The sequence below is a fragment of the Flavobacterium sp. T50_26 genome, assembly GCF_057652995.1.
In genome coordinates this window covers 25,986-51,996 of sequence record NZ_JBYFCC010000002.1, presented here as the reverse complement: position 1 = coordinate 51,996, position 26,011 = coordinate 25,986, and the positions used below count along the sequence as shown (strand labels likewise).

33 protein-coding genes are annotated in these 26,011 nt (G+C 36.6%); 25 read left to right on the top strand and 8 right to left on the bottom strand.

Annotated features, from left to right (window positions below):
* The first annotated feature begins 160 nt into the window (after positions 1-160).
* On the top strand, positions 161-550 hold the full coding sequence (locus AC23MC_RS01455; protein WP_487566654.1) for a hypothetical protein: 390 nt from the start codon (positions 161-163) through the stop codon (positions 548-550).
* Between the two features lie 397 nt (positions 551-947).
* Here AC23MC_RS01455 and AC23MC_RS01450 read toward each other — a convergent pair whose 3' ends face one another.
* Both AC23MC_RS01450 and AC23MC_RS01445 read right to left on the bottom strand, forming a co-directional pair.
* Positions 948-1,460: a hypothetical protein gene (locus AC23MC_RS01450; RefSeq protein WP_487566653.1), complete on the bottom strand. Its 513-nt coding sequence runs from the start codon at positions 1,458-1,460 to the stop codon at positions 948-950.
* Positions 1,457-2,017, bottom strand: coding sequence for a hypothetical protein (locus AC23MC_RS01445; protein WP_487566652.1), 561 nt, complete (start codon positions 2,015-2,017; stop codon positions 1,457-1,459). Before AC23MC_RS01445 ends, AC23MC_RS01450 begins: the two co-directional genes overlap by 4 nt.
* Before the next feature lie 35 nt (positions 2,018-2,052).
* Between AC23MC_RS01445 and AC23MC_RS01440 the strand changes: the two genes are divergently transcribed.
* Positions 2,053-2,310 (top strand): hypothetical protein, encoded by a 258-nt coding sequence (locus AC23MC_RS01440; RefSeq protein WP_487566651.1) that lies wholly within the window; start codon positions 2,053-2,055, stop codon positions 2,308-2,310.
* Here AC23MC_RS01440 and AC23MC_RS01435 read toward each other — a convergent pair.
* The 5 genes from AC23MC_RS01435 to AC23MC_RS01415 all read right to left on the bottom strand — a co-directional run bounded on the left by AC23MC_RS01435 (position 2,293) and on the right by AC23MC_RS01415 (position 7,553).
* On the bottom strand, positions 2,293-3,573 hold the full coding sequence (locus AC23MC_RS01435; protein ID WP_487566650.1) for a phage head morphogenesis protein: 1,281 nt from the start codon (positions 3,571-3,573) through the stop codon (positions 2,293-2,295). The genes AC23MC_RS01440 and AC23MC_RS01435 overlap by 18 nt on opposite strands.
* 227 nt (positions 3,574-3,800) lie before the next feature.
* A complete protein-coding gene (locus AC23MC_RS01430; protein WP_487566649.1) occupies positions 3,801-5,108 on the bottom strand; it encodes a phage portal protein family protein in 1,308 nt (435 codons plus the stop codon).
* A gap of 2 nt (positions 5,109-5,110) precedes the next feature.
* Positions 5,111-5,581 carry a hypothetical protein gene (locus AC23MC_RS01425; RefSeq protein ID WP_487566648.1) on the bottom strand — a complete coding sequence of 157 codons (471 nt, stop codon included), beginning with the start codon at positions 5,579-5,581 and terminating at the stop codon, positions 5,111-5,113.
* A 3-nt stretch (positions 5,582-5,584) separates the two neighbouring features.
* Positions 5,585-7,117 (bottom strand): hypothetical protein, encoded by a 1,533-nt coding sequence (locus AC23MC_RS01420; RefSeq protein WP_487566647.1) that lies wholly within the window; start codon positions 7,115-7,117, stop codon positions 5,585-5,587.
* Positions 7,110-7,553: a hypothetical protein gene (locus tag AC23MC_RS01415; RefSeq protein WP_487566646.1), complete on the bottom strand. Its 444-nt coding sequence runs from the start codon at positions 7,551-7,553 to the stop codon at positions 7,110-7,112. Before AC23MC_RS01415 ends, AC23MC_RS01420 begins: the two co-directional genes overlap by 8 nt.
* A gap of 134 nt (positions 7,554-7,687) precedes the next feature.
* On the opposite strand from AC23MC_RS01415, the gene AC23MC_RS01410 reads away from it, so the two are divergent.
* The 23 genes from AC23MC_RS01410 (at position 7,688) to AC23MC_RS01300 (ending at position 24,119) form a co-directional block, all read left to right on the top strand.
* On the top strand, positions 7,688-8,698 hold the full coding sequence (locus AC23MC_RS01410) for a hypothetical protein (RefSeq protein ID WP_487566645.1): 1,011 nt from the start codon (positions 7,688-7,690) through the stop codon (positions 8,696-8,698).
* A gap of 3 nt (positions 8,699-8,701) precedes the next feature.
* On the top strand, positions 8,702-9,661 hold the full coding sequence (locus tag AC23MC_RS01405; RefSeq protein ID WP_487566644.1) for a hypothetical protein: 960 nt from the start codon (positions 8,702-8,704) through the stop codon (positions 9,659-9,661).
* A gap of 68 nt (positions 9,662-9,729) precedes the next feature.
* Positions 9,730-10,089, top strand: coding sequence for a hypothetical protein (locus tag AC23MC_RS01400; RefSeq protein ID WP_487566643.1), 360 nt, complete (start codon positions 9,730-9,732; stop codon positions 10,087-10,089).
* On the top strand, positions 10,089-10,553 hold the full coding sequence (locus AC23MC_RS01395) for a M15 family metallopeptidase (protein WP_487566642.1): 465 nt from the start codon (positions 10,089-10,091) through the stop codon (positions 10,551-10,553). The genes AC23MC_RS01400 and AC23MC_RS01395 overlap by 1 nt, the downstream gene beginning before the upstream one ends.
* Positions 10,554-10,556: 3 nt before the next feature.
* Positions 10,557-11,057, top strand: a complete 501-nt coding sequence (locus AC23MC_RS01390; RefSeq protein ID WP_487566641.1) for a hypothetical protein — start codon at positions 10,557-10,559, stop codon at positions 11,055-11,057.
* A 23-nt stretch (positions 11,058-11,080) separates the two neighbouring features.
* Positions 11,081-11,428 carry a hypothetical protein gene (locus AC23MC_RS01385; protein WP_487566640.1) on the top strand — a complete coding sequence of 116 codons (348 nt, stop codon included), beginning with the start codon at positions 11,081-11,083 and terminating at the stop codon, positions 11,426-11,428.
* Positions 11,428-12,576, top strand: coding sequence for a DUF2586 family protein (locus AC23MC_RS01380; RefSeq protein ID WP_487566639.1), 1,149 nt, complete (start codon positions 11,428-11,430; stop codon positions 12,574-12,576). Before AC23MC_RS01385 ends, AC23MC_RS01380 begins: the two co-directional genes overlap by 1 nt.
* Positions 12,577-12,578: 2 nt before the next feature.
* Positions 12,579-13,007, top strand: coding sequence for a hypothetical protein (locus AC23MC_RS01375; RefSeq protein ID WP_487566638.1), 429 nt, complete (start codon positions 12,579-12,581; stop codon positions 13,005-13,007).
* Positions 13,008-13,061: 54 nt separating this feature from the next.
* Positions 13,062-13,472 carry a hypothetical protein gene (locus tag AC23MC_RS01370; protein ID WP_487566637.1) on the top strand — a complete coding sequence of 137 codons (411 nt, stop codon included), beginning with the start codon at positions 13,062-13,064 and terminating at the stop codon, positions 13,470-13,472.
* A gap of 171 nt (positions 13,473-13,643) precedes the next feature.
* The gene (locus AC23MC_RS01365) at positions 13,644-15,353 is read left to right on the top strand and encodes a tape measure protein (protein ID WP_487566636.1); all 1,710 of its coding nucleotides are present in this window, start codon (positions 13,644-13,646) and stop codon (positions 15,351-15,353) included.
* On the top strand, positions 15,353-15,955 hold the full coding sequence (locus AC23MC_RS01360; RefSeq protein ID WP_487566635.1) for a DUF6046 domain-containing protein: 603 nt from the start codon (positions 15,353-15,355) through the stop codon (positions 15,953-15,955). The genes AC23MC_RS01365 and AC23MC_RS01360 overlap by 1 nt, the downstream gene beginning before the upstream one ends.
* On the top strand, positions 15,955-16,944 hold the full coding sequence (locus AC23MC_RS01355) for a hypothetical protein (RefSeq protein WP_487566634.1): 990 nt from the start codon (positions 15,955-15,957) through the stop codon (positions 16,942-16,944). The genes AC23MC_RS01360 and AC23MC_RS01355 overlap by 1 nt, the downstream gene beginning before the upstream one ends.
* The gene (locus tag AC23MC_RS01350; RefSeq protein WP_487566633.1) at positions 16,944-17,453 is read left to right on the top strand and encodes a hypothetical protein; all 510 of its coding nucleotides are present in this window, start codon (positions 16,944-16,946) and stop codon (positions 17,451-17,453) included. Before AC23MC_RS01355 ends, AC23MC_RS01350 begins: the two co-directional genes overlap by 1 nt.
* Positions 17,454-17,459: 6 nt before the next feature.
* Positions 17,460-17,747, top strand: a complete 288-nt coding sequence (locus AC23MC_RS01345) for a hypothetical protein (protein ID WP_487566632.1) — start codon at positions 17,460-17,462, stop codon at positions 17,745-17,747.
* Complete coding sequence (locus AC23MC_RS01340) at positions 17,740-18,315, top strand: hypothetical protein (RefSeq protein ID WP_487566631.1); 576 nt, start codon at positions 17,740-17,742, stop codon at positions 18,313-18,315. The genes AC23MC_RS01345 and AC23MC_RS01340 overlap by 8 nt, the downstream gene beginning before the upstream one ends.
* 2 nt (positions 18,316-18,317) lie before the next feature.
* Positions 18,318-19,175 carry a hypothetical protein gene (locus tag AC23MC_RS01335; protein WP_487566630.1) on the top strand — a complete coding sequence of 286 codons (858 nt, stop codon included), beginning with the start codon at positions 18,318-18,320 and terminating at the stop codon, positions 19,173-19,175.
* On the top strand, positions 19,156-19,653 hold the full coding sequence (locus AC23MC_RS01330) for a hypothetical protein (RefSeq protein ID WP_487566629.1): 498 nt from the start codon (positions 19,156-19,158) through the stop codon (positions 19,651-19,653). Before AC23MC_RS01335 ends, AC23MC_RS01330 begins: the two co-directional genes overlap by 20 nt.
* A complete protein-coding gene (locus AC23MC_RS01325) occupies positions 19,650-20,444 on the top strand; it encodes a hypothetical protein (RefSeq protein ID WP_487566628.1) in 795 nt (264 codons plus the stop codon). Before AC23MC_RS01330 ends, AC23MC_RS01325 begins: the two co-directional genes overlap by 4 nt.
* Before the next feature lies 1 nt (position 20,445).
* Entirely contained in the window at positions 20,446-20,949 is a 504-nt protein-coding gene (locus AC23MC_RS01320; RefSeq protein WP_487566627.1) for a hypothetical protein, read from the top strand.
* A 1-nt stretch (position 20,950) separates the two neighbouring features.
* The gene (locus AC23MC_RS01315) at positions 20,951-22,534 is read left to right on the top strand and encodes a hypothetical protein (protein WP_487566626.1); all 1,584 of its coding nucleotides are present in this window, start codon (positions 20,951-20,953) and stop codon (positions 22,532-22,534) included.
* Positions 22,534-22,911 carry a hypothetical protein gene (locus tag AC23MC_RS01310; protein WP_487566625.1) on the top strand — a complete coding sequence of 126 codons (378 nt, stop codon included), beginning with the start codon at positions 22,534-22,536 and terminating at the stop codon, positions 22,909-22,911. The genes AC23MC_RS01315 and AC23MC_RS01310 overlap by 1 nt, the downstream gene beginning before the upstream one ends.
* Positions 22,908-23,300 (top strand): hypothetical protein, encoded by a 393-nt coding sequence (locus AC23MC_RS01305; RefSeq protein WP_487566624.1) that lies wholly within the window; start codon positions 22,908-22,910, stop codon positions 23,298-23,300. The genes AC23MC_RS01310 and AC23MC_RS01305 overlap by 4 nt, the downstream gene beginning before the upstream one ends.
* Before the next feature lie 183 nt (positions 23,301-23,483).
* A complete protein-coding gene (locus tag AC23MC_RS01300; protein ID WP_487566623.1) occupies positions 23,484-24,119 on the top strand; it encodes a thymidylate synthase in 636 nt (211 codons plus the stop codon).
* Between the two features lie 95 nt (positions 24,120-24,214).
* On the opposite strand, the gene AC23MC_RS01295 is transcribed toward AC23MC_RS01300, so the two are convergent.
* A complete protein-coding gene (locus AC23MC_RS01295) occupies positions 24,215-26,011 on the bottom strand; it encodes a hypothetical protein (RefSeq protein ID WP_487566622.1) in 1,797 nt (598 codons plus the stop codon).

Here is a 26,011-nt window from a genome sequence, read left to right as displayed (position 1 = left end):
AAAACCAACCTAATACATTTGCACTATGGATCAAGAACTAAAAGGCTTAATGCTTACCGAAAAGAAAGTTTCTTTTACTTATGGCCTAATTATCGGGCTTGCAATAGGAGTTATTGCTTTGATTATTTTATATTTGACTATTAACTAATTTATACACATCATGAAAACAAAAAAATGGCTTATAATTGGTGTTGTTGTAGTGGCACTATTATTATTCGGAATGTACAACGAATCAAAACAAAAAGCGGCTGAAAAATTAGAACCAAAAGAAGCTCCAAAGGTTTTAACCTATGAAGAGCAGTTTAATCAAAAGCACTTTAATAGCGTTTTTGGATTTTACAAACCGGTAAAAAAATATCTCAAGGAAAACTTGAACGACCCATCAAGCCTAGAAATAGAAAAAACATGGCTTGTTAATATGAACGCCGATAGTACATTTAATGTAAAAACACTTTACAGAGCAAAAAACGCTTATCACGCTACTGTAAAAGAATCTATCTACTGTAGAATAGATATGGAAGGCAACCTTTACGATGTTAAGGTGGAATAAGAAAAAATAGGAATGTTGGGAAAGGTTGCTAGTTGCCCGCATTAATTTGCTAGTCTTTTCCGTACGTAAACACGTCAGAGTATAGAAGCCAATACCAGATAAACTCACATTCTGAAAAACGGGTAACCCGCCAATGAGCGGGTTTTTTTATGCCTAAAAACTTGATTTGCAACATTAAATCGTACTACCTATATTTGCTACATGTCGTACAATAGTAATAACTATAACAAATGGGTGAATGAAGTCATCAAGCTGTATCGCAGTTTGAAAACCCCTGACATACCTGATACCGAAATAATTCGCCGTGAATTTCCACGTCACAATATTCATTTGTCTTATCGCCAATGGATGAATATAAAAGGACGTCCGCTCAAAAAAGAAGCTCCTACAAATCAACTTAATCTGTTTGCATAATTTGCCCGGTAAGGCTAAATGTGAACTCGGTTTCCTGTTCGGTTTCATCTTCCAAATACTCTTCAAAACTGGTTGTAAAATTAAGCTCTCGTATTCGAAGACCTATTTCATTTTTGTTTTTACCAAGTGCACTTGTGCGAACCAAAGGTGTAAAATAGTTCATTTGCCACTTTTGCAAATTAGCAATAAGCTTATTTTCTAATTTCAAATATTCTAAAGCCTTTTCCTTTACTGGGAGTGTTGCTAAGTTGTACGATTGACTTCCGGTATTAAACATTAATGTTAACTCAATGTTAGCGAGCCCTAATTGTGATCCGTTAGCAATTTCGCTATAAGATGTATTAGGAAAGTCAATCAATATTGCCGGAAATGATACTGAAGACCTAAAATTTTCGTCTCCCCACTGTCCTAAGTTCTGGTCAATGAATCGAACCTCAGGAACAGTGACTTTTAAATGTTCCTGCAGATCTAAAAAAAACTGTTTAAAAAAGCTCATGATGGTAATAATTTAGTTAAGTCATTGCTTACGGTTCTAATAACGGCTTTGTTCAACACAGGGCTATCATAGCTCGTGATTGGCATAAATTGCCGTTGTGGTATGTTTACACTTCTAATGTGGCTTTTTACCACGCTTTGTCCTGTTTTGGCTGTCACGGTTTGCATTCGCTCTTTTCCAGTTTTAGTTGGCTTTCCTGTGCCAACTCTTGTTTTTGTATATCGATTTCGTGTATGTTGTTTAACAGTAACATTTCCTTTAAATCCCTCGTTGTGTGCTTTTGCGTAAGCCATCCTATTAAAGATAATTGCCTGTCCGGGTTGCAAGTTGTATGAAGTTGCAGCCCTCAAAGCTCCACTGTCAACCAATACGGTTCCGCCTCTTTTATTTTTTTTCCATCGATTAAAGTTTCTGCCCTGATATCCCTGTGCTCTAAAATTGCCATCAATAAAACGCATGGCTGTGTTTGCCGCTTTTTTTGGAAATTCCATTTTGGCATATTGGTCAATCTCTTTTGCTTTCGTTTTTAATAAAACTTGAAATTGTTCGGGTGTCATATTAAAAAAGTTTATATATTTGCAACATCATGGAAATGAATCAATTTACATATCAAGGTGTTGATTTAAGAACGGCTAACGTTTTTGACTTAACTAGCGATGCAGAATATTTAAAAAAATTCTTATCGGTTGAGTTAGGTGTTGACGATAAAGACGCTTATTTAGAACTCTCGACTTCTGAGAGCCGTGTTTTTGATATGTTTGATTATGCCGAAACTTTTCAAAAGACTGAGCTAATCAACAAACTTAACGAGCTTTATAAAAACGAATTAGCATCATTTTTTAACGAGTAGTTTTTCATTACTTTTCAATAGACTTTCAAACGATTCCTTTGTCATACTTTTCGAATATCTTACCAAAGAATAAACTGTTGCTTCAGACAATCCAAATTTGTTGTTTTTAACCATGTAATCAGTTAACCCGGTCATTTGTTCAGTATACCTACCATTTATTAAATAATTTTTTACGCTTTCCAAGTGCTCCGCTCTGTCTAGTTCCATCCAGTCAATTAGCCTATCATAGTTTTTAACCATCCGGTTGTAACCAGTTGAAACCCTATTATTAACCAACTCAGAATTTTGTAATTTACCACCAAGTTTGTTCATAAATTGAGGAAGCGTTTTTCTACTTACATATTCGTTAGCCAACTCCATAGAAAGCGTTTGGTCTTTGGTCATTCTAAGATTGCCCGGCTTATTTGCATTGTGCCACAATTCATGATGTAATGTTGAAATTGCATCCTCTTGTTTGTAAGTGGTTGGATTATTTACTTTAATATTGTTTAAGCCATCTTTAACCAAGTCAAGTCTTTCCTTTGTTAGATAAACGGCACCATTCATATCTGTATATCCATTAGTATTCTTTTTTCTACCAACCGCAAGAAATTTAAACCCACGTGCAAAAAACTCAGGAAAAAGTACTGAAAACTTTCCTATAGTGTTGCTTACATCAAGCGTTGTTTTCAGTTCGCTTTCAATTAAAGCCGGCTTGGCAGTATCTTTCTTATTGGCTTTACTTGTGGTCTTAAAATATGGATGGCTATTATTAAAAATTTCTAATGTTATACCTACATTGTTATCAAATATTTTACCTTTCACCAAAGGATCAACCATCTTGTTTGCCCACTCCGAGTTATACTTTTTGCTAACTTGACTTTCTTTACCCGGAATGATAGTGCAACGGCATCCCCAATCCAATGGAGTGTATAAACGTTTCCAAATTGGATCTGTTTTTTTTGCGGTGAACTTATCAAACAGTTTGTGTTCTGGTCGCACTCGGTCATCGCCAACCGTTGAAAATTGCAAATATTCAGCGTCAAGCTCTTGCCACTTAACAGCCATCAATGAGGCTTGTTTCGTGAGATTGTATTCCGTTTTTAAATACGCATTATTAAACACTTCACCTTCATTGGCTACAATCTTTCTAAATGATGGAAAAGAAATGATTTCCTTTTTTTGATTCATCATTAAAGACCGGTAGTGTTCCATTTGCGTTGTTGTTTTGGCAGCGGCAAATTCAAACAAATTGACTCGTAAAGCTTGCTGAAGCTTAATCATTTGTTCCTCTTCAATTGTTGAAGCAAATTGCAACCCTGAACTCATGGCTTTGACTAATTGCTCCGCTGTTGCTTGATATAAATCAAAGTTGAAATTCTCGTCGGTTTCCAACAGTTGTTTTGTGATGGCATCATAAATGGCATCCCAATCAATACCTTTATCGGCTAAATCTTCAAGCTCATGATCGCCACAACAAATAGGATTGCTGTATAAGTCATTTAACCGCCCTACGATGGTAGGGCTTGGTCGAAAAAATCGGCAATCGTTTGAGCAACCCGGTCAACTAAATTTTTCTTTTTAGTTTCCGAAAGCTTTCCTTTTTTATCCGGGTTTTTTTCGAGTTTTTTTTGCTCCTGTTCCACTTCAAGTGCTTTGTTTTTTTTCTCTTCCATTTGAGCCTTTAACACTTCATAATTGTCAGGCTTTGGGATGCTGTATGTATCATACCAATAGTCATCACTTACAGGCACTTTTTCAGAAACAACTTTATCAATCTCTAATTTAATTTTAAGTTTATTAATGTCGATTTCATCTTCATAATAAAACTTACCATTAATATCAAAACCATAGCTTTTCAGGATGTTTAAAAACTTAGGAGAGTTCAACATATTAGCAACAAACTTCATGTCGCTTCGAGTGATTTCGTCCTGTTGATCTCCGTGCTCTTTTGATTGAGCATAGCCGGAGCTCTTGGAGCTCGATGTTGTTTCGGTATTACCTAAGATGGCGATTGACATTTCAGCGTTACAGGCCTCTTTAAATCGCTCCTGAAGCTGTCCGTCACCGTTTGAGGTTTTGCCGTCCAACATTTGAAACTCCGCTTGCTTCGGAATCATCATCGCTAACGATGAGCCGCTTTCATCTAAAATCTGTTTAAGCTCTGTTCGGGTTTTGGTGTCAAAAGCATCATAATAGATAATGCGGACCGGTTGCCCAAATATTTCAACATATTGAGCCCAATCGGCAAAGTTGCCACGTTTGAATATTGCATACATCGAACAGGCTAAAAGCTTCCCTAAATCCTTTTTATCGCCAATGACCCACACAAAAGGCAGTTCATCAATTTTAAAAGATTCATTTTCTACAGTGCTATATTGCGAGCGTGTAATAACGCCTTTTTCGGGCTTGATGTGTTTACGATCAATGTCCTCAAATTTGAAGTTTTCACCAACAATAAACTCAACACCGGAGATTCCCCACAATTTACTTTCAATGATTTTTTTAATTAAATCACGTCCGGGTTTGCTATCCATAAGCTCAGTTAAAGCTTCATTTTCTTTACCTGACTTATCAATGAATTTTAAATCTTTATTGAGAACAGAATCAATTCTCTTTTCAATAATTCCCTGTAGGTGTCCGTCAAGCGAAACAACGTCATGATATAAATCATAAAGTTGTACCCTGTTTGGATAATGAATTGCCTCAGCATGAACAATGGCAGATTTTAATTTGCCAATATCTTTCGACTCCCGATTAGGAGCAACTAATGTTATATCCTGTACTACAATTGTAGGCTCTTTTTTTTCTTCACTCATCGCTAAAAATGATTAGTTCTTTTTGTGTTACTGTTCCAACTTACCTGTGTATTTGCACTCTCGTCAACATCGGGAGTTGATGGGTCATCGGGTTTATATGGCCACTCAGGAACTAGGTAGCCCTCTTTGATTTGAGTTAGCCATCCCGGTTCGTCTTTAGTTCCAATCATAAGCTCCCAATCCTCCCGAAAAAGGTCTAGGCTTACAGCAGGATTGTTTTTTCTAACTAACCAGTATGAAGCAATGATTTTGACTGTTTTCTTTAGATTTTCATCAACTACCGTTGGACCAACAACCGGCACGACATTATCATCGCCAAAAAGAGCTTTTAAATCGAATTTAAACAAATAGGATTTACAAAAATCTTCCGCAGCTTTTATTTGCGTAATTACTTCATTTTGGTTTGACCGGGTAATTTCGTCTATGATTTCCTGATATAACTCAGAGGTTAATTCAGCTGGTTGTACTAACATAATTTACATTTTAAATTTGTTCGCTTTTCGCTTAAACATTTCGATGCCGTCCACACTTCGTGCAATGGCTTTATTTTCGATGACAACAACACCGCCCTCGATTGTATCAGGACCATCAATTTTTTTAGATTTCATGTTGAAGCTTTTGAACTGACTCATTAGCCTTTCCATGTGTGGGTTTTTCTCTTCGGTTTTATTGAATATCAATTGTCCAAGTCTGTTCTTTGGCTCAAGAGTTCCCTCAATTCTCACGTGTTTATCAGGTTTTGATCTGCCATCCGGTGTGATCGGTAAGGCGATGTCTTTTTGTTCACCTGTTTTAAAAATAAGTGGCAACAACACCTGTTCATAGAATGGATCCTGTAGCGTGTTATTTTCAATAAATATGTTAATTGGATCTACACCCGCACTTTTTAAATACAGATAGGCCTCAAACAGGTAATCTACAAATGCAGCGTTCGTCATTTGATTTAGCCATACTTTATAAATACCATACTTGATCCCTTTTTTACCAATTACAGCCACACACTTTCCGGAGGATGTTGTTCTGTCTTTATTACTCGGAGCAGGGTCGGCATACACAACCACATAATCACAATGGCGAAGCTGTGTCAATTGGTCAATGATTAACTCCTTGAAAATATCGCCATCGTCTTCGGGATTATTAAAGTATTCCTTTTCACCTGAAGCAGCAGAAATAATTGACAAAACACGATCAATTTGCTCTTCACTGTTTTTTTGTGGCCAAGTGCTTTTTCCGTGCTCATCACGAATATTTACAATGTCGTGTTTATTCGCCTTTTTTGCCATTTCAGTGATACAGCAATACTTTGCAATAATGTTTCCACACGCAATTAACAACAGCCCTGTGCTAATGGAACGAGTTGGAATTAAAGCCTGTTCTATCCACTTCACATTTTCTTTTACACGCTCTTCATTTCGGCATATTTCGTCGGTATCGATATCGTCAACTAAAATAACATCCGGGCGTTTGGCGTCGTTACGAGTTCCACGCGGTGACTGACCAACACCAATGGAACGAAAAGCCACGTTTTTACGTGTTTTAAATTCGGCGGCTTCCCATGAACCAATACGCTTTTGAACTCCGTAGTCATTAATTAAACGATTGTTGTGTTCAAGGTTGGCTTTGTAAGGTAAAAGCAAACGCTCCGCATTATCGGCAGAATTAGACACCAGTAAGATGTTGCTTTTTTTGCCGGTCATAACTAGGTATAGTACTTCCATCATGGTGCGACCTGATTTGGATAATTCTCTCGCCCATGAGCGTACTTCGTACCACTCATCATTCTTTAAAACGCGTCGCGTTGCTTTGATATGAAAGTCCGCAGGTTCACTGGTATAGTAATTAGGAAAATAGTACTTAAACCATTCCTCCGGATTGTCTTCTAAATGTTTTTTTCTTTTTAGCTTATCAGCTGAACTTTCAGTAAGGTCAATAGGTGTGGCATTGTCAAGGTTTTTGCAAAACTCCTGCCATTGTAATAAATAGTCCTTATCCGTAATTTTTTTAGCCATTTTTCATTCTGTCATTGATAAACTCGTCAATGTAATTTTTAAAGTTGATTGCATCGTTCAGATTGACATTCTGAATGAAAGTCAATATTTTTTTACCAACTTCTACATATTCGCCAAGACCAACCTCCGTTTCCAACTTTTGAATGTTAGAGGTGATTTTCGACATTGTGTCGGCTTCCTTAGATAGCGGAACAGGTGGAGTTCTTAAAGCAATCATATCGTTCATTGCTTCCAGTTGATTGTAAAAGTGAACTAACTGATTTTGACGAGTGGTTAATAAGCTTTTACGAAGCTTATCCCATCCGTCTAAATCTGCCCATTTACTGATTGTCTTTTCAGAAACTTTCACACGAAGAGCTATTTCCTTAAATGTTATACGATCATTAACGTATAACATTCTAGCAAACTCTCTTTCGCTGTCTTTTGATAAGCCCATTTTCACATTGATTTATACTGCAAAATTGAAGTGAAAACCCTTGTAAATAAAAAAGTCACGCAAGGATTGCACACTTATTTTCAGAGCCTTAGCAATCGATATAAGTTTGCATCAATAAATCAAGTGCACCCAAAATGGCTAACGTGAAAATCAAAAAAATAGATCGAGAATATTGCATCACAGATGGATCTGTGAATGTGTATGGATATCGATTGCTAACAGAAGGTTTAAAGCTCGATGAGTTTAAGAAAAACCCGATTGGTTTTCTAATGCACGATAGAGACAAAGGTATTGTACTACGTTGGGAGGACTTTAGAGTTGACGGCGACAAAGTTTATGCAAAACCGGTCATTAACCTTTCGCATCCGGAAGGACCAAAAACAGTTGATGACATTGAAAACGGCTTTTTGAACGCTGCAAGTGTTGGACGTATTGTTTGTCTTGATGCGAGCGATGATAAATCGCTACAGCTTGAAGGTCAAACCTCGCTTACAATTACAGAATGGTTTCCTCGTGAAATTTCACTCGTTGACATTCCGGGCAATATGAATGCACTGGCTAATCTTTATGATATGGATGACAATCCAATCGAGTTAGCTGATCTAACAGACAAAGTAAAATCTAAAAATCGAGATATGAGTAAAGTTTTAATCACAGCGGCCATGTTGGCGGCTTTAAACTTAGACGACAAAGCCAGCGAGTCTGACGTGTCTGTCAAGCTTCAAGATTTAGCTGATTTAGCCGCAAAGGTTCCATTATTGGAAAAAGACCTTTCAGACAAAACGGCTGAGTTGACTAAAAAAGAAAAGGAGCTCAAAGATTTACAGGCATCAACTGTAAAATCACAAGTGGCTGATTTAATTGCTAAGGGCAAAACCGACAAAAAGCTTACCAATGAGGTAGCTTCTAAATTGGAGCTGTCTTATGCTGATAATCCAGAGGGTTTAAAAGACCTTATCGATGCTATGCCTGCTCAGGTAAGTGTTGCGAAAGAAACTACAGAGGCAGACGCTAAAGACTTAGCAGCTTTTGAAGGTAAAAAGTGGGATGACTTGTACGCAAGTGGTCAACTTGAGACAGTAAGAACGAAGTTCCCTGACTTGTACGAAAAAATGAAAAAAGAAAAATTTCCTAATCAAGACTAAATTATGGCAGGTTTAAAAATTCCTCAAGAGTTTTGGGTATCCTATATCGTAGAAAAACTACGTAGAACAAACCCACACATCATGCTTTGTAATGATGAATCAAAATTTGTAAAAGGCGGAAGTGTGGTGTATATCCCACAAGCCGGAGCAAATCCAAGTGTAGTAAAAAATAGAGCTTTTGGAGCTGCCACAGCAGTTCAAAGAGGCGATACAGCTGTTGTTTATGCACTTGATGTATTTACTACAGATCCAACAGCGATTACCTATGCTGAGGCAATGGAAATCAGCTACGAGAAAACCGACAGCGTATTAGGTGACCATACCGACACCTTAGCAGAAACAATCGGTGACGAATTAACATACAGTTGGATTCGTGGTGTGAAGCCTGCCGTTGGTGGTGGAACTACAGTAGAGTTTATTCCTGCAAGCCGCAGAATTCCAACTTCGGGAGCTTCTGTAGCTGTGAATGGTGTTGACGGTCAAACAGGTGTGCGTAAGGCATGTACTTATGTAGAGTTTGATGTGATGCAAGCGACTTTTAACAAAGACAACGTGCCAAAGAATGACCGTTATGCAATGTTAGAAAGCTTCATGTTAAAAGAGTTCCAAAACTCTTTATCAGGAAACCAAATGGCAGCATTTCAGCAAACGGCTGACTTAGCAAACGGAATCGTTGGTAAATATGCCGGGTTCACCATTTTAGAAAGAAGTTCGGTATTGGCTGTACAGACAAACGGAACTTTCAGACTACCGGGTGAAGCTTTGGCTGCAACTGATAACCTTGCCTCTATCTTCTGGCAAAAGCAATCGGTAACGAAAGCTTTGGGAACAACTGAGTTGTTTCAAGATTTCGGCAACCCACTTTACTACGGAGATATTCACTCCGGATTAGTGAAAATGGGAGGTCGTTGCAAACGCGAAGACTGGAAAGGTATTGGTCTTATTGTTCAAGCGGCAGTATAAACTTAACCGAAGTATATGTAAACAAAAGCTGTCATTTCACGATGGCAGCTTTTTTAATAATTAGTCAAATGGAAGATTTTTTAAGCACAGTTCTTTATCCATCATTGTACGCCTTTTTAGGCATCTTAGCCACTAAGTTGTTTGATTGGATTAAACCAAAATTTCAAACCAAAATTGACAATGCCGATGCAAAAGCAAAGGAATTGGAAAACGAGGTAAAAGCATCAGAATTTTATCGAAACTTATTAGACGATGCCAAAGTACGATTAGATCAAGCCATTCATCAATTGGAAGAGCGTGACAAAAGAATACAGGAGCGTGATGCACGAATAAAAGAACGCGACGAAAAAATCGACTATCTAATTGAAGAGATTGAGACAATGACCAATGAGCTGAAAAAATACAAACAGTTAAACGGCAAAGTATAATGGTAACATCAGCACAATGTTTAAAAAAATATGGAGATCCAAATCTTTTGGCAACCCAATCAAAACACTTTGTCCTTTGGTTAGTTGACCAAGATATTCAAGATGCTTTCAAACACGTTCGTTTTTCACAGGTTGGAACAATTGGGTTTCCAAAGAAGATTTTCATCAACAAAGATTTTCAACCAATACTAGAACAGGCATTACGAAATGTAATCAATAGAGGTTTAGCCTCTGAATTAGAAACATGGGACGGTTGTTTTATCATTCGTCAAAAAAGAGGTTTGTTATCGCTCTCATTACACTCATGGGCACTTGCTGTCGATGTTAACGCATCAGAAAACCAATTGCATCAAAAACCAAAGCTTTCACCAGCATTTGTAAAATGTTTTACCGATGCGGGTTGTGATTGGGGTGGAACATGGGAAAGAAAGGACGGAATGCACTTCCAAATCAAAAAAATATAATATATGAAAGCAATTTTCAGACTGTTTTTTGTTGTTGTGTTGGTGGTGGTGGCAGTTGGTTGTAAATCAGCTGCTCCGCTTCCACCAGAAACAAAAACCGAAATCAAGGAAACCACGATCACGGAAACAATAAAAGACACTGTTTTCTTAACGGAAAAAGATAGCTCATTTTATAAAGCCTACATCGAATGTGTTAACGGTAAGCCGCAGCTTAAGGAAGCAGAACAAACACCCGGAAGAAAATTGAAAGCTCCGGATGTCAAATTAAACGGAAATGAGTTAAGTGTGGATTGCATAGCGGAAGCCGAAAAGCTGTTTGCCCAATGGAAAGAAGTTCACAAAGCCGATAAAGTATTTACCGAAGTAAGAACACCTTATCCGGTTGTTATCGAAAAGCCTTTCACGCAATTTCAGGTGGTGCAACTATGGTGTGGAAAAATCTTTCTACTCATCGTGTTGTTACTTATCATAAGGCAAGCAATAAAGTATTTCAAGTTCATTTAATAACTAATTAAAATCAATTTAAAATGTCAAAAAATAAAGATTTAGCTAAAGACTACTTTGATCGTCACCCATTGAGCAATGAGTGCCACATCACATCAGACGGACGTGTATTTCACAATTCGGGAGCGGCTCAAGGGTATGCAACCAACTTGAAAGACCGTGAAATAGAAAAATTCGAAAGAGATCAAAAAAAGCAAGATGACAACACTTCTGACGATGCTGTTATCACTCTTGTCGATTTTGACCCTGAAGTAACAACTTATGCTCAGGCAAAAGCCTTAGTAAAAGAATTAAAACTTGAAACTCCTTCACAAAGCAAGGACGATCTATTCAAGGCATTAACTGAAGAAAAAGCTAAAACGCAAGAGTAATGGGTCAGGGAACAGGAACACCCGCAGTAAACGTTAGCGTTTCCTCCGGAAATTTATTAAGAGAGGTCAAAAAGATTGACGGTGTTGCCGCATTCGTTATGACGTCCACTGTTCATATAGGATTAGTTAAGGAAGTTTTCAATTTGCAGGATGCAATTGCCAAAGGTTACACGCTTTTAGCTGCTCCACAAATTTACAGAGCTTTAGAACAATTCTATACTGAGTTAGGCGGTTCCCAAAAGGTTTATGTAATGGGTGTTGAGGATACTATGACATTAACTCAAATGGTAACATCAACTAACGAAAACGGAATTAAAAAGTTGTTGCAAGCCAAAAGAGATATTACACATGTTGCAATAGACAGGCTTCCGGCTGGTGCGTATGATCCGGGAGAGGAATTTTTGGACGTGGATGTTCCGGCAGCGGTTTTGGCTTCAAAACCACTTATTGAATACCAACGCACTATTAACAGACCTTTCCGCTTAATCATTGCCGCTAAGGTAAATGATTTGGATGCCGATTTATACGAACCAAATACAGCTTTGAACACTGGAGCGATGGTTGTTTTAGGTAACAATGCAGCCGGTACTTCTTATGCCGCTTTGGCAATTGCCAGAACAATGAAGTTCGGAGTTCATGTAAAAATTGGCGACGGATTAAACGGACCTCTTTCAGTTGCTGAAGCTTTCATAAAAGATAAGCCAATTGAAGAATTCTTTCCTGTGCAACTCGATGAGTTTGCCGATGCCGGGTTCTGTGTAGTTCATCAACGTGAAGGATCTGCCGGTTATTATTTTGGTCGTGACAACATGGCCGGAAATGATGACTTTAGAATTTTGGTTCACGGTTCATTGATTGACAAAGCTCAACGAATTGCAACGGCAATCAACACTCCATTTTTGGAGAGTTCTGTTAGAATGACTGCTGAAGGCAAAATAAACGAAGCTGATGCGAAGTATTTGGAGGAAACTACAAAGCAAGCAATCTTGGCTCAAATGTCCGGGCAGATCAGTGATGTGGATGTGATTATTTCAACAGATCAAAACTTGATTGAAACTCCTGTTTTGACTGAAACTGTCAAAATATTACCACTTGGCTACTTGACTTGGATTAAAATCGAAATGGGTTTAACCTCTAATTTATCTTAACCATGAATGTAAATGTTACATCTTCTGAATGTGCATGGGCACAATTTGAAGTAAAATTATTAGGACGTGTAATCAAAGGATTGCGTGGTTTCTCTTTGAAAAAAGAGAAAGATATTGAGGAAATCTTTGGAGCAGGAAATGAGCCACTTGATTTGAACGAAGGAAATAACAAATATTCCGGTTCTATTAAGCTTTTAGGTTTTGAGGTAGATGCCTTGAACAAAACCGCCAAAGATGCAAATTATGACGATTTAACCGAAGTTCCGCACGAAGCGGCGACAATGACTTTATCGTTCAAAAAAAGAGCCACAGATCCCCTTACAACTTACACCGTAAGAGGTGTTAAGTTCACGGAGTGGTCGGCAGAAATGGAACAGGGTGCAAAAAACCGTGAAACTACACTGCCATTCAAAGCAATGAGTATCTATTAATCTAAATCCCCTGAGCAATCAGGGGATAATATTAACTTTTTTATCAATACAACAATGTCAACAAAACAAACAATCAATGATGCTTTTTCTAAGAGAAAAGCTCAAGAGAAAAAAAAGGAAGAAACAATCACATCCATCACAGATGAGCTAAAAGAATTGTTTGTAAAAAGATTCGGCAAGGACAAAATTGCTGAAGCTGAAAAACAAGCCGGCGGAAGAAAACTGCTTTTTATTAAAGTAGATGAATCGCTTGCCATTTTAAGACCTCCAACGGCTGAGGATTTAGGTGACTATTTAATGGCAATTGCTGAAAATGGAATGGCAAAAGCCGGAGTTCAAATTGTAGATCAACTTTGGATTGATGGCGATGTTGAACTTATCAACGACGAGGACAAATGGTGTGCTGTGTTCTTAAAAATGAATGCTTTGCTGGAGGGCAAAAAAGGGGAGTTTTTTCGCGGCTAGTGAGCGTGGAAAAAACGACGTAAAAAAGAACAAAGCAGGCATTGAATTTTTAACGGTCTTTGGCACTATGCAATTTGGCTCAACGGCATTAAAAGAATGGGGCGACGAACTGTTTTACTACAGAACCGGGATAGCCTTAGAAATTTGGGACAAAAAAAACGGTAACACCTGATGAACAATCAAATTGAATTTGTTTTAAAACTTAAAAACCTGATGGGAGGTGAGCTCAATAAAATGGGCTCAACCTCTCAATCAACATTTGGTAGAATGTCTAAGCACATGGATCAAGTGAATGGTAAAAATAAGATTTTAAAAGATTCATTTGGAGAGCTTAATAAGCAAATTCAGAATGCCGAAAACACTATAAAGAATAGCACAATACCAAGTCGTATTGCGTTAGCTCGTCGAGAGCTTGCCGCACTTTACAGACAAAGTGCGAGAAGTCAAGGCGGTTCTATGGGTGGAAGCGGTGGCGTTTCGATGCCCGGCAAAGGAATGGGCATTCAAGGAATGGCGATTGGTTCCATGCTTGGTGGTATCTACACTCAAGCTTTAGGAATGATTACTTCAGGAGCTGGAGCAATTATTTCGGAAAGCTTTAAAAAGGAAACTGCTATAACCGGACTTAAGACATTTTTAGGTGAAGCCGGAGCAAACGAAGCTTACAAAAACATTCGTCAAGATGCTAACATCACACCGTTTGACACGGAAAGCTTATTGATGGTAAACCGTTCTTTAATTTCTGCAGGAGAGAATGCAGTTTTAGCACGTTCTACATCCTTAGACTTGGCAAATGCAATAGCAGCTGTTGGAGGTGGAAATGATGAGCTTGGTAGAATGGCAGCCAATATGCAACAGATTAAAACAGTTGGTAAAGCTACGGCAATGGATATCCGACAATTTGGAATGACCGGTATTAATATTTATGAAATGTTGGCCAAGTCAACAGGGAAAAATATAGAGCAGGTTAAAGAAATGGAGGTAACCTATGAGCAACTTCAGGCGGCGTTAGCTATGTCAAGAGCCAAAGGCGGAATGTATGAGGGTGCAATGGAAGCTCAAAGTAACACCAAAAGCGGAAAGTGGAACACAATGAAAGATAATTTCATGACAGCCGCTGCTGATGTGGGCGATGCTTTCTCACCAATTATAAACAAGCTTTTAGATATTGGGGTTCGTTTTGCAAATAGTATTTCACCGGCTTTACAAATGGTTCAACCATACATTACACTGTTTGCCGATGGTCTAGGTTCTATCATTGATTATGTCACGAACATCGGAACACAAACAGGAGGTTGGGCTGATTATTTAGCCATTGCACAGGAAACTGCAGGCGTGATTTGGGGTGTTTTAAAACAGGTTGGTATTGCCATTTGGAAAATTGTAGGATCTATCATTGAGTTTGTGATGAACTCACAAATTATCAAGGACATTTTTGCAGTAATTCAAGGAGTGTTACAACGTGTTTTCTTAATTATTGGTTGGATTGTAGACAAACTTTTGTGGGTGTGGGAAAATGTAGTTATGCCACTTCTTAAAGCAATTGATGACGTGTATAAATACATAAGAGGCTTTTTTGCTGAGGAAAAGAATGTAACTGTAAATGTAAAAGCTAAACCGGTTGGCGTGCCAAAAGGTTCGGCATCACCAAGTACAGTTTTTGCAACGAGCAAAATGTCAGCATCCAATCAGTCAGCAGGAAGGTCTGCGGGTGAGAGTGTAGTTGGTGGTGGTCCTAAAACGATAAACATTTCAGTTGCTAAGTTCTTTGACAACATTCAGTTTACAACCATGAGCGGCAATGAGAGTGCTCAAGAGCTTGAAAAAATTGTCATGGAAACATTGGCAAGAGTAATATATAACGGTTCAAAATTAGCATAATGTCACAAACATTTGATTTATACAAGTTATACCGGTCAACTTTTGGAAACACACCTTTTGGAATAAAGCCGGGTGATTCTAAAAGCGAAGACATCAAGTATGTTGTGGCAGAAAACAGCAGAGACTTAGCCAATTTTGACTATACCACAAAGCGAATCGCACTAAATAAGTTTTCGGCTATGGGTCGGGACATTTGGTTTCCGGTAACCTTTTGGAAAAATACGCAAAGTTCTATTGAAATTGAAGCCTGTACTGTTGGCGTTAATTTGATGAAAACGATTGTAAAAACGCCTGTTAGTGAACGCAAAGGAACAGTAAAAGAGCAGTTTAATATTGATGATTATCGCTTTACTATAAAAGGCTTTTTGATTGGAAAAGACAGAAAGTTTCCGGAGGATCAAATCAATGCTTTAAAGGAATTATTTGAAACTTCCGAACCGGTGTTTTTAAAAGGCGGTTATCCAGAATTGTTTTTGGAGGAAAATGCACAAGTTGTCATTACCACTTTAGACTTTCCGGAGGTGGAAGGGAAAAGCCACTACATCAGACCGTTTAATTTAGTTTGTGAGTCAGATTACATTCAAGATCTAATCATTGTATAATGTTTACGCTAAGTAGTGAAATCAGTATTGGTAATTTACGAAAAGTAAAGCCCGCAAAAGTAGACTGGAAAACGGATGTAAATAGTTATGTTGACACCTGTTCAATTGACTTGCCGCGAATTAAATATTTAGTGACTGATAAACTCTCAACGGAGGACAAATCAGAGCTAAACGCCCGGAAAGAATATTTAGTAAAAGAAGGTGATGCGGTGGATGTTCTTTTGGGTTATGATGGCAGAAACGATCGAAGATTTAAGGGTTTTGTTCGTCGAGTGGTGCAAGGCATCCCGGTGAAAGTAGAATGTGAAGGATATGCGTATTTGTTGTACGATGTTATTTTTAATAAAAGTTACAGCTCCACAACGGCTAAACAAATTGTAACCGATTTATGTCAAGGTTTAGACATCATTATTTCCACCGAAATACCAAACATTCCTTTGCAGAATGTCCGATTTAAAAACGCTACCGGAATACAGGTTTTGGACTGGCTAAAAGATGAGTGTAAGCTTGCGGTTTATTTCAATTTTAATGAGCTATATGTTGGAACTCTTTTTGGTAAATCACAGAAAACAGTAAAATTAAAATTAGGTTGGAACACTATTAAAGACGACAATTTTAAGCAGCGTGAGCTTGACAAAAATGTAAAGATCAACATTATTGAAAAGAACATAAAAGGTGAAGTAAAACGAACGCCGGCAGATGTTCAAAAGTACAGTAATGAAAAAGATGTAAAAGTGAAAGCTGGTATTCCCAGTGAGCTTTTAAAACAGATCGCCAACAGATTACAAACTAAATCAAATTACGGAGGTCATCAGGGCGACATAGAGTTGTTTTTAGAGCCTCATTTTAATAAAGGTTTTGTGGCTAACATTGATGGGTTTCGTTACTCGGAAAAGTCAGGGAACTATTTTGTTGAAGCGGTCAAAGGAAGCTTTGGCAGAAACGGCGGAAGACAAACAATTGAATTAACCTTTTTACAACAGCTATAATGCCAACAGCGGAAGAAATACGAGCAGGATTTAAAGAGATGGCAAAAAAAAACGGACCAGCCGTTTCAAACATCGCAAAAGTTAAATCGGTTAATACAAGTGAGGCAACCTGTGTTTTAATAGATGATGACGGTCAAGAGTATTTTAACGTTCGCCTTCGTCCTGTTGTGAGTGATAAAAAGAGTTTGATTATTATCCCGAAAGTTGGCAGCTATATTTTGGCTGTTCGTGTGGAAGATGACGACGACTGGATGATTATTGGTTATGATGAAATTGAAAAAGTAGGCTACTACATTGATAATGTAATTTTTGAGATTGATGCTGATGGCTTCAAGTTGCAAAAACAAAATGAAACGCTCAAAATATTAGTTAGTGATTTGATAGCCGCTATCAAAAACATGAGCTTTACTGTTACCACACCGGACACGTTAACCGGAACAACAACGGCATTGACAAACACGGTGGAATTTGAAGCCGTTGAAACGCGATTTAATGACTTTTTAAAATAGGTTTAAATGAGAGGATTATTGCTTAACGAAAACATGACTTTGAAAGTTGTAAACGGATCCTTAGCGATCGGCGAAACAACGTATCAAAACCAACAAATGTTATTGTTGGCCGAAAAGTCAGATTTTAAACAGTTACCAATGCGAGGCGTTGGAGCAAAGCGTTTCCTTGAATCTAATCAGCCGGATGAGTTGGCACGTGAAATCAGGTTCGAATTTATTGCTGATGGGTTGACAGTAAAAACAATTGAGATTCCAGAAACCGGAACTTTAAAAATTGATGCAAGTTATGATTAAGGTGTTAGGCAATCAAACGTTTTATGACATCAGCATCCAATATTTTGGAACTGCTGACTATGCATTTCTTATTGCCGTTGCCAACAAAAAAAGTATTAGTTCTACGCTTGCATCTGGTGATGAATTAGTGTTGCCAAACGTTCCGATTATACCTGAAGTAATTCAGTTTTACAAATCTCGAAACATTGTGCCTGCAACAGGTATAAAATTACAAGAGGATCAAGAACTAATCAAAGAAACCGGATTTGTACCGACTTTAGAGCGAAAGAATCAAAACGGATTAGTAAAAGTTAAGGCATTAAACCGTCAAACGTTTTACGACGTCAGCATTCAATATTATGGAACTGCTGACTATGCTTTTTCAATTGCATACGCAAATCAAAAAAGTATTAGCTCTACACTAAAATCGGGTGATGAGCTAGTACTTCCACAGAATGTAAAAGATGAAAAGGCTATCCAGTATTACGTTGCAAGAAATATTGTTCCGGCAACGGGATTAACATTACAAACGCCAATAGTAGTTTCACTAGATTATGAATTACCGGGAGAGTTCCCATTATCATTTTAAGTATGGCACGAAATAAATCAGAAATAAGAGAGGAAATTAAAAGCTCATTCATTGCTAATCCGGCTTTAATTGAACTGTATGATTTGACACCGGGTCAAACTTTTGAAGAGCAGTTTTCAATTGCCTCCGTTGAAAATATATGGCTTGAGCAATTTGTTGACATGATTTATAATCACGAGTTGATTGTTTCGGCCAATGCGGCAAACTCAAGACCTCAAAACTTGCCAAATTTTATCGCTACCGTTTACAACTTTCACGATGGTTTGCCTTTGGTTTGGATGGACGGACAGTTCACTTATGACCTTAGTGAGGTTGAGAACCCAGAGGAAAGAAAAATAGTAAATCGATGTGCTGTGTTAGAAAGTGAAGACGGTGAGCTTGTGGTTAAGGTTGCAAAAATTAACAGCGATGAACTTGAACCATTGGCAGAACCGGAAGCGGAAAGATTACTTTTCTATTTGAACCAAATGAAAGTACCTGGCGTTAGAATTCGGTTAATAAATGAACTAGCCGATTTATTAAAAGTGACTTTAAACGTCTATGTAGATCCGTTGCAAATTGATTTGAACACTGGTAGAAGATTAAATATTACTGAAGACATATTTCCTGTTAAGGCGGCCATTAAATCGTATTTAACAGAGTTAGAGTTTAACGGAGCTTTTGTAACTAACTTTTTTGAAAGAGCAATACAAAACGAACCCGGAATAAATTTGGCAGTTATAGAGCTATTACAGCACAAGTTTGCTGCTTTTGATTTTGCCGATTTTACGGCTTTTAAAGTTCCGCAATCGGGTTATTTTAAAATTAATGAAGAGAACTTAATCATAAATTATTTACCGTATGTTTTGGTCAACAATTGATATTGATAAGCTCTCAAAAGAGTTCTTGCCAACCTATTTTAGGGCAAAGCAAGCGGTGTGTCATAACGAGGCTTTTTTGTCTCCATTGCAAACAATAGCAGATCAAACGCTTTATAAAATGCAACACAACGGCACAAAGATTTATTTAGAGAAAATGCTGAATGAGTCGTATAGTGTTCCGGGATATGACAACCAAGACCACGAAGGAACTAAGCTCATCTATATTGATGATATTGCACAGGAAGACAAATTATATATCTGGCAAAATGAAGAGACAGACAGCTCCTTTTTGGAAGACGACGACGACCCCAACGAGGACGACGTTTTTTTGGTTGACGAGGAGAGCGGAGCCAGTTTCGCAAGTTGGACAATATTCATGCCGGACACCATTACCTTTCAAGAAATCACTTTGAGAGCTTTGGTTGATAGTTACCGGTACATTGGCAAAAAATATAACATTGAAATTTATACACCATGAATTTAATAGATTTTACTAAAAATGGAGGATATCGTTTTAAACAGTTTACCCTTCGAAAAATGCAAGAGGCTTACTTTCATGTCCTGAAAGCATTTATTTCTTTCTGTAATGTTCCTGACTCCGGCAGTTATATTATTTCCGGGATGCAAATCTCCGGTTCTAACATCACAGCAGGTTACTGCTACATCGACGGTGAGCTTTGCCGCTTTGAGCAAACCGCCGGAACATCGGCCACAAAAATTAAAAAGAATGTTGTCATCCAATCACTTGGCTTTAAGAACGGAAACAACGAGGACGTTTTCCGATTTGTTAACGCACAGGTTGACGCTGTTGACGGAGTGGCTTTGAGTGACTTTGTGCGAGTGTCAGCAGTGTTTGACCCTAATTATGTGCATACGGACAATAATTTCACGACTGCACTGTTAAATAAGCTTTTAGGAATTCAAGCTGGAGCGGAGGTAAATGTGCAAACTGACTGGGATGTAGTAAACCCATCATCAGACGCATTTTTAAAAAATAAGCCTAAAATTATAAACGTTTTGTTCCAAAGCACTTATATTCTTGGTGATGTTCTTAATGCAGATGTTACTATTCCTTTTGCCAGTGTGGGCACTTCTAACTATAGCGTTTATGTTTCATTTGAAACGCCACCACCTAATGCTGCTGGTTCAACTAATTATTTTTACACAATTCATTCTAAAACTGAAACCTCATTTAAAATTCATTTACGTGAGACCGGTAATGCGACTCAATCTTTGACTCTTAACTATTTAATTATAAAAAACGATTAATATGAGATTTTTTAAAGCTATTGCGGTTGATGTAAAACCGTTAATTCATTGGACTTGTGTTGCAAAAAACGCTACTGAACTTGATATGTTAGGATTGAGTGATGATCCTTTGGTTTTGCCGGAGGATCAAGTTCCTGCTTATATTTATAATGTTTGCCCATTAAAAATAGTTGAAGGTGAGTTGGTAAATAGAACACCTATGGAAATGTCGCTTTACGAAAGTGAGTTTTTGGAAAAGCAAAAAATAAACAATCAATCACAGATCTCGTCTAAGCTTGAGAATTCTTCTGATGCGTTTTTTACATTCTTAACTAAAGATTTTCCAATGAACCAAACCGCTAGACTTCACTATTTAGCGATACAAAATACAACCGGAAAAACAGAGTACAATGTTATGACTACAAACGGTATGACAGTAGAAATTACGGCGGCTAATAAAGCTGATTTTTTAGAAGCTTATCATGAAAAACTTTTGCAATTAACACAACCTGAAGAAATACTTTAAGATGACATTTATAAGCATTCAACAAAAACAAGATTCTGCCGAAAAATTGGCAGCGGTTCAGGGTAAACCAAGAGCAAATTATTTATTTGCTCCTGAGTTTAATTTGGTTGTGGCTGCTATAAATAGTTTACGTCATCTCATCAATTTGAACGCTGGTAACATTGATTACCTACTTTCAAATGCTAACAAAATTGAATTAGGCGAAATTGATGTTGATTTCGTGACTTATATTAATGAAAGTGAGGAAACAACTTTGGCGGCTCCTGTCTTTGTTACTTTTACAATTGATGGAATTTTTTATGTAAAAGCCTACACTGGCATTGATGGAACTTTTGGAACAATTGCTGGTTTATTTGTTGTTGAAGAGGACTTTTTACCAATATATCAAAGTGATGAACCTGATACAGAAATTCCAAGTTCTTTATTAGCTTTAATTATTTTAGGTTCAGACCCGTCAGCACCCGCAGTGGACAGAGTAAATTTTTATGCTTTAGCTAATACTTTGGCCGCTCAATTTCCGGATGGGCAAACAATTAAATTTTTAAAAAATCCTAGTTTAAACGGTGTTTTGCAAATGCCGTACTATACAGCTCGTGTTGAAACTCAGCGACCTGTTGCAACCATAACCGGAACTACTTCTTATACTCTTCAAGATACAGATACATCAAGATGTCTACGAGCATTTATGACATTTGATTTAGATTTCGTTATCCCTACTTCTATCGGCGGAAATCAGGTTTGGGAAATTGTGAACCAAAGTACTGGTATTGTCAGATTATTAACAGCGGGAACTTATAGCATAAACGGTTCACTTGATCCAATTGTTTTAGAGCGAAATGTCGTTTACAAAGTAAAACGTGTATCAACACTAGATTATATTTTAACTCCTAAGCCCGGAGGTGGAACAGTTCCAAGTGCAACTGACTTGATTGCAGGAATAATGAAACTTTATGCAGCCTATGGTGCGGGTCTTGATGGTGCAATTCGTCAAGATTTCTTTACCACAGAAATGGCTAAAAAAGCTGTTTTGGGCGATCAAAGAACGGTTGTGCCTGTTGCTGGTGAATATGTAAATGTTACCCTTGCAAACACTAATGGAGTTGTTGTTTCTTCAAATACTTTATACTATGTAGGATTGACATTTTTGCGGGATTGCGTGGTTGATTCTGTTCAAATTGTATCAGGGTCTTCTTCTGGAAATGGCGATTTAAAGTTTGGTGTGTATCACTCAGATTCAAATCAAAAGCCCGGAAATAAAAATGCAGAATGTACTATTTCTGTTGTAGGTGCGGGAACAACTCAGACAGGTGTTTTTTCCGTACCAGTATCAATAGCAAAAGGGCTACATTGGTTCACCTTTGCAAGAGGTACTAATGGAGATTTAGTTACTACGTACGGTGTTAACTCTCTAACATTAGGTAATTTTCTTGAAAACAGAGGTGGTGTTGGTGATAATTCTTCACGTAACGGCTCATATGGCGTTGGAAATAATCCAAATAATAATTTACCATCAACTGTTACAACACATATAAACGCCGGTATTGTCATGCCAAAATTCGCATTATTAATTTCAAGTGTATCATAATGAAAATACTATACAGATATGATTCTGAAGGCAACTTCATAAATAGTTATACTGAAAGATTCATTTTAGCTAATCCTGAATTAACAAAGGATTGGATTCTAAATGAAAATAAGCCAGTGTTTAGAGTACAAGTTCCTGAACAAGTGCCTTTGTGGTGTTTGCGGCAAATTTTAAAAGACATGGGCTTATTTGAACTCATTCTTACAGAGTTTGATAAACTTGAAGAGCCCACTAGAACTAGAGCACTTGATTTTTTAGAGTATGGAAATTTTGTTACTCGTAACTCTCAAACCGTACTTCTTTTAGGGCATTTGCTAAATAAATCGAAAGAAGAAATAGACCAAATATTTATCAACGCAAATAATATTGAATTATGAAAAACTTTTTAAAACATGACTTTCAAACGCCTTTTGAAGACATCAAGGCTAAATCCTACCACTTTCATTGGTTAGGCGGTAGAATCGTTTCAGTACTCTTTTTTGTGCTGTTTTTTTTCACTACAACTGCATGGCCAATTGGTCACTTAATTGGAATTGCATTAATCTTAAATCTTGCGTTTTGGTTTGCAAAAGAAATGCTTTGGGGTGCCCTTGAGTATATGACTCGTGATGGAAAACGACCGGGATTGAAAAAACTATCTAATTGGAAATTTTTGGGCATCACACCTTTTGCATGGTCAGAACCGGACTGGAAGGATTTGCGGTTTTCGGTTTATGGATCAATTCCGTTAACATCGTTTATTTACTATTTCACAAGAAGGAAATAGCATGTTAGCCGGGAGGCACTAACTAAAAAAAGTCCTCCAACAAATTAATAACTTCTCACGGTAATTTAATTTAGCACAATGCCAGCGTTGGAGAACAAAAGTCTTCTTATGCTGGCATTGTTGTTTTATAAATTATCGTGAGAGTGGCAAAGTTAATCATCAAAAATCATATTATCAATCAAAATGAACAAGTATCACAAAATTTTACAAAAGATCCTTACAACAGGAAAGCTACAAGAAAATAAAAAAGGAAACATAACTTACTTAATCAATGAAAAGTTAGAACTAAAGCCTGTTGACCTCCTTGAGCTATTTGAAGGGCATGGAATAGCACGAAAGAAGCTCAAAGATGAATTAACTTTATTTATGGCAGGCGAACGTCTCACAGAAGCTTATAGAGATTCCGGTATAACATGGTGGGATTATTGCGGACCTATTTTGGTAAATAGTTATCCAACATATTTTGAGCAACTCCCAAAGCTTATTGAGAAAATCAACAAAGAGAAACGAAACTCAAAGAATTATGTGTTATTCTTAGGCTCTAACAATACTGAGAGCAATCAACAACCATGTTTGAGTTTAATACAGTTTCAGGTTGTTAATCAAAAACTTGTCATTACAGCCTACCAAAGAAGCTCAGACGCATCTTTAGGGCTTCCAAGTGATATTTATCACCTTTACCTGATTAGTAAGCAAATAAAGCTTCAAATCAAGAGCATTACATTGTTTTTGGGTAATGTACATGTATATCAAAATAATATTGAACCGACTAAATTATTATTAAGAGGTGAGAGTGCATCTTTTACTCTGAATGTATAACTTTAAACCCTGTTTAAATAAACTTTAAACAGGGTTTAATTATAATGTTTCGCTAAGGAGTTGGTTTACTAAAAAAGGGAAATTTCGTTTTATATTTAGGGAAATTTTGATTTTGCGATTATAGCTCGGTCAAAATAAATCATAGCTCTAGCATCAAAATTTTCATATTCTGCTTCATCTTTACTGTCTTTCTCATAGATAAAAGTTCGATTGTAACTTTGTAATAAGGTGTCATTCTCTTTAAGTACTATAATATCATTGTTATAAAATTTATTTTTAATGTGTTTTTTTAGTTTAAACTGTGCTTTGCCTTCTTTGTTTGTGTAAACTGTTTCATCTTCATTTTTAATACTCGCACTTTCGATTGGTTTTCCTGTTTTTCTATCTAAAACATAAAATGAATTTTGTTTTTCATTACGATTTTCTACTATAAAAAAATTAGTAACTTTTATATTCTCATAAGCATAGGCAATTTTATTTTCAACAGTATCATTTAAAGTTTCCATAAAAACTAAATAATTTCCAACATCTATTTTCTCTAAAAGAATCTCGGTAGAATAATTAAAAAAATCACCTTTGGAAGGTAGTTTAATCGTATAACTTTTTACTGGCTGTATTTTATTTTTGTAATCAAAAATTAAAGAATCTCTTTTTTTTAGGTGATTTTTTTCACGGTTATAGTAAAGTGAATTGTCAAATAAATAATTATATTTTATAGGAAATCGATAATAACTAATTTTAATCGAATCAACATTTTTGAAACCTATGGATGCACGATTATTTTGATTGGGATATATAATTTTTTGTAAATTAATTGACAGCGATTTACTGAGGATTTGATTTTGAATAGTTTCTGCTTCTGCTAATGCATTTGGATTGTTTTTTTCGACCAATACAGTATCGATTAATGCCAACGCCTCTCTGTATTTATTTACACTATTATATTTTGAAGTTTGATGATAGTAGTTTTTAATACGTTCAACTCGTAAAGACTGTTTTAAAAAAGAATTTGAGGTTTTATTTTCTAATTGTTTAAGTTTAGAGTTGTAAATAGTAAAGTCACGATAAATTGAGTGAAAATATTTTAGTCGCTCAAAATAAGCAAAATTTGCTTTTTCGTTATTGTTGGAAAGATAATATCGTTCATTACTCTGCAAAATTTTAATAAGTTTTTGCAGATCTACATTTTCTGAATCAGATAATTTATAGTTTATGAAAATACTTGATTCTGCAAATAAATTTTCAAATAAATTATTTTCTGATTTTTTACTTTTTAAATTTTGAATATTAATCTTTGGTTTATAATAGATAATACTTTTCTCAACCAAAAAGTCATATAAATTATAATTTTTAGCATCTGTATTTGGAGATATTTCAATAACTTCTTTGAAGGTTTCAATTGAAGTAGCTCTTAGCGAATTTTCATTTTTTAATGAATTGTTCATTGCCTCTTCAATTTCTGAAGTAAAATCGGAAGTTGTCCACGTTAAAAAATCTGAACTTTTTTGAGTTGCCAAATCAGTCCTTTTGCTAATATCATAAGAGTAATAGTCGTAATAATTTTGTAAAATGGCCGCATAAATGTAGTTTAATAGTGCTTTTGAAATCGGTTCAGCTACCTTAATTTCATTTTGTAAATTTGAAATAATCGTTGATTGAGCTTTTTCATCAAAAACTTGTTCAAATTTTGACAAATAGAAAAAACATTTGACGATTTGAACTTCATCTTTTTTCTTTTTGGCTTTTTTATAAATTTCCTGTACTTCTTTTTGGGCAGATTGAATTTTTCCTTCTAATTCATGTTTGTAAACTTCCTTCCATTGATTGTCAAAATGTTGACCAAATGAAAAAGATAAAATAAAGAGGAAGTAAAGGGTTACTAATTTACGCAT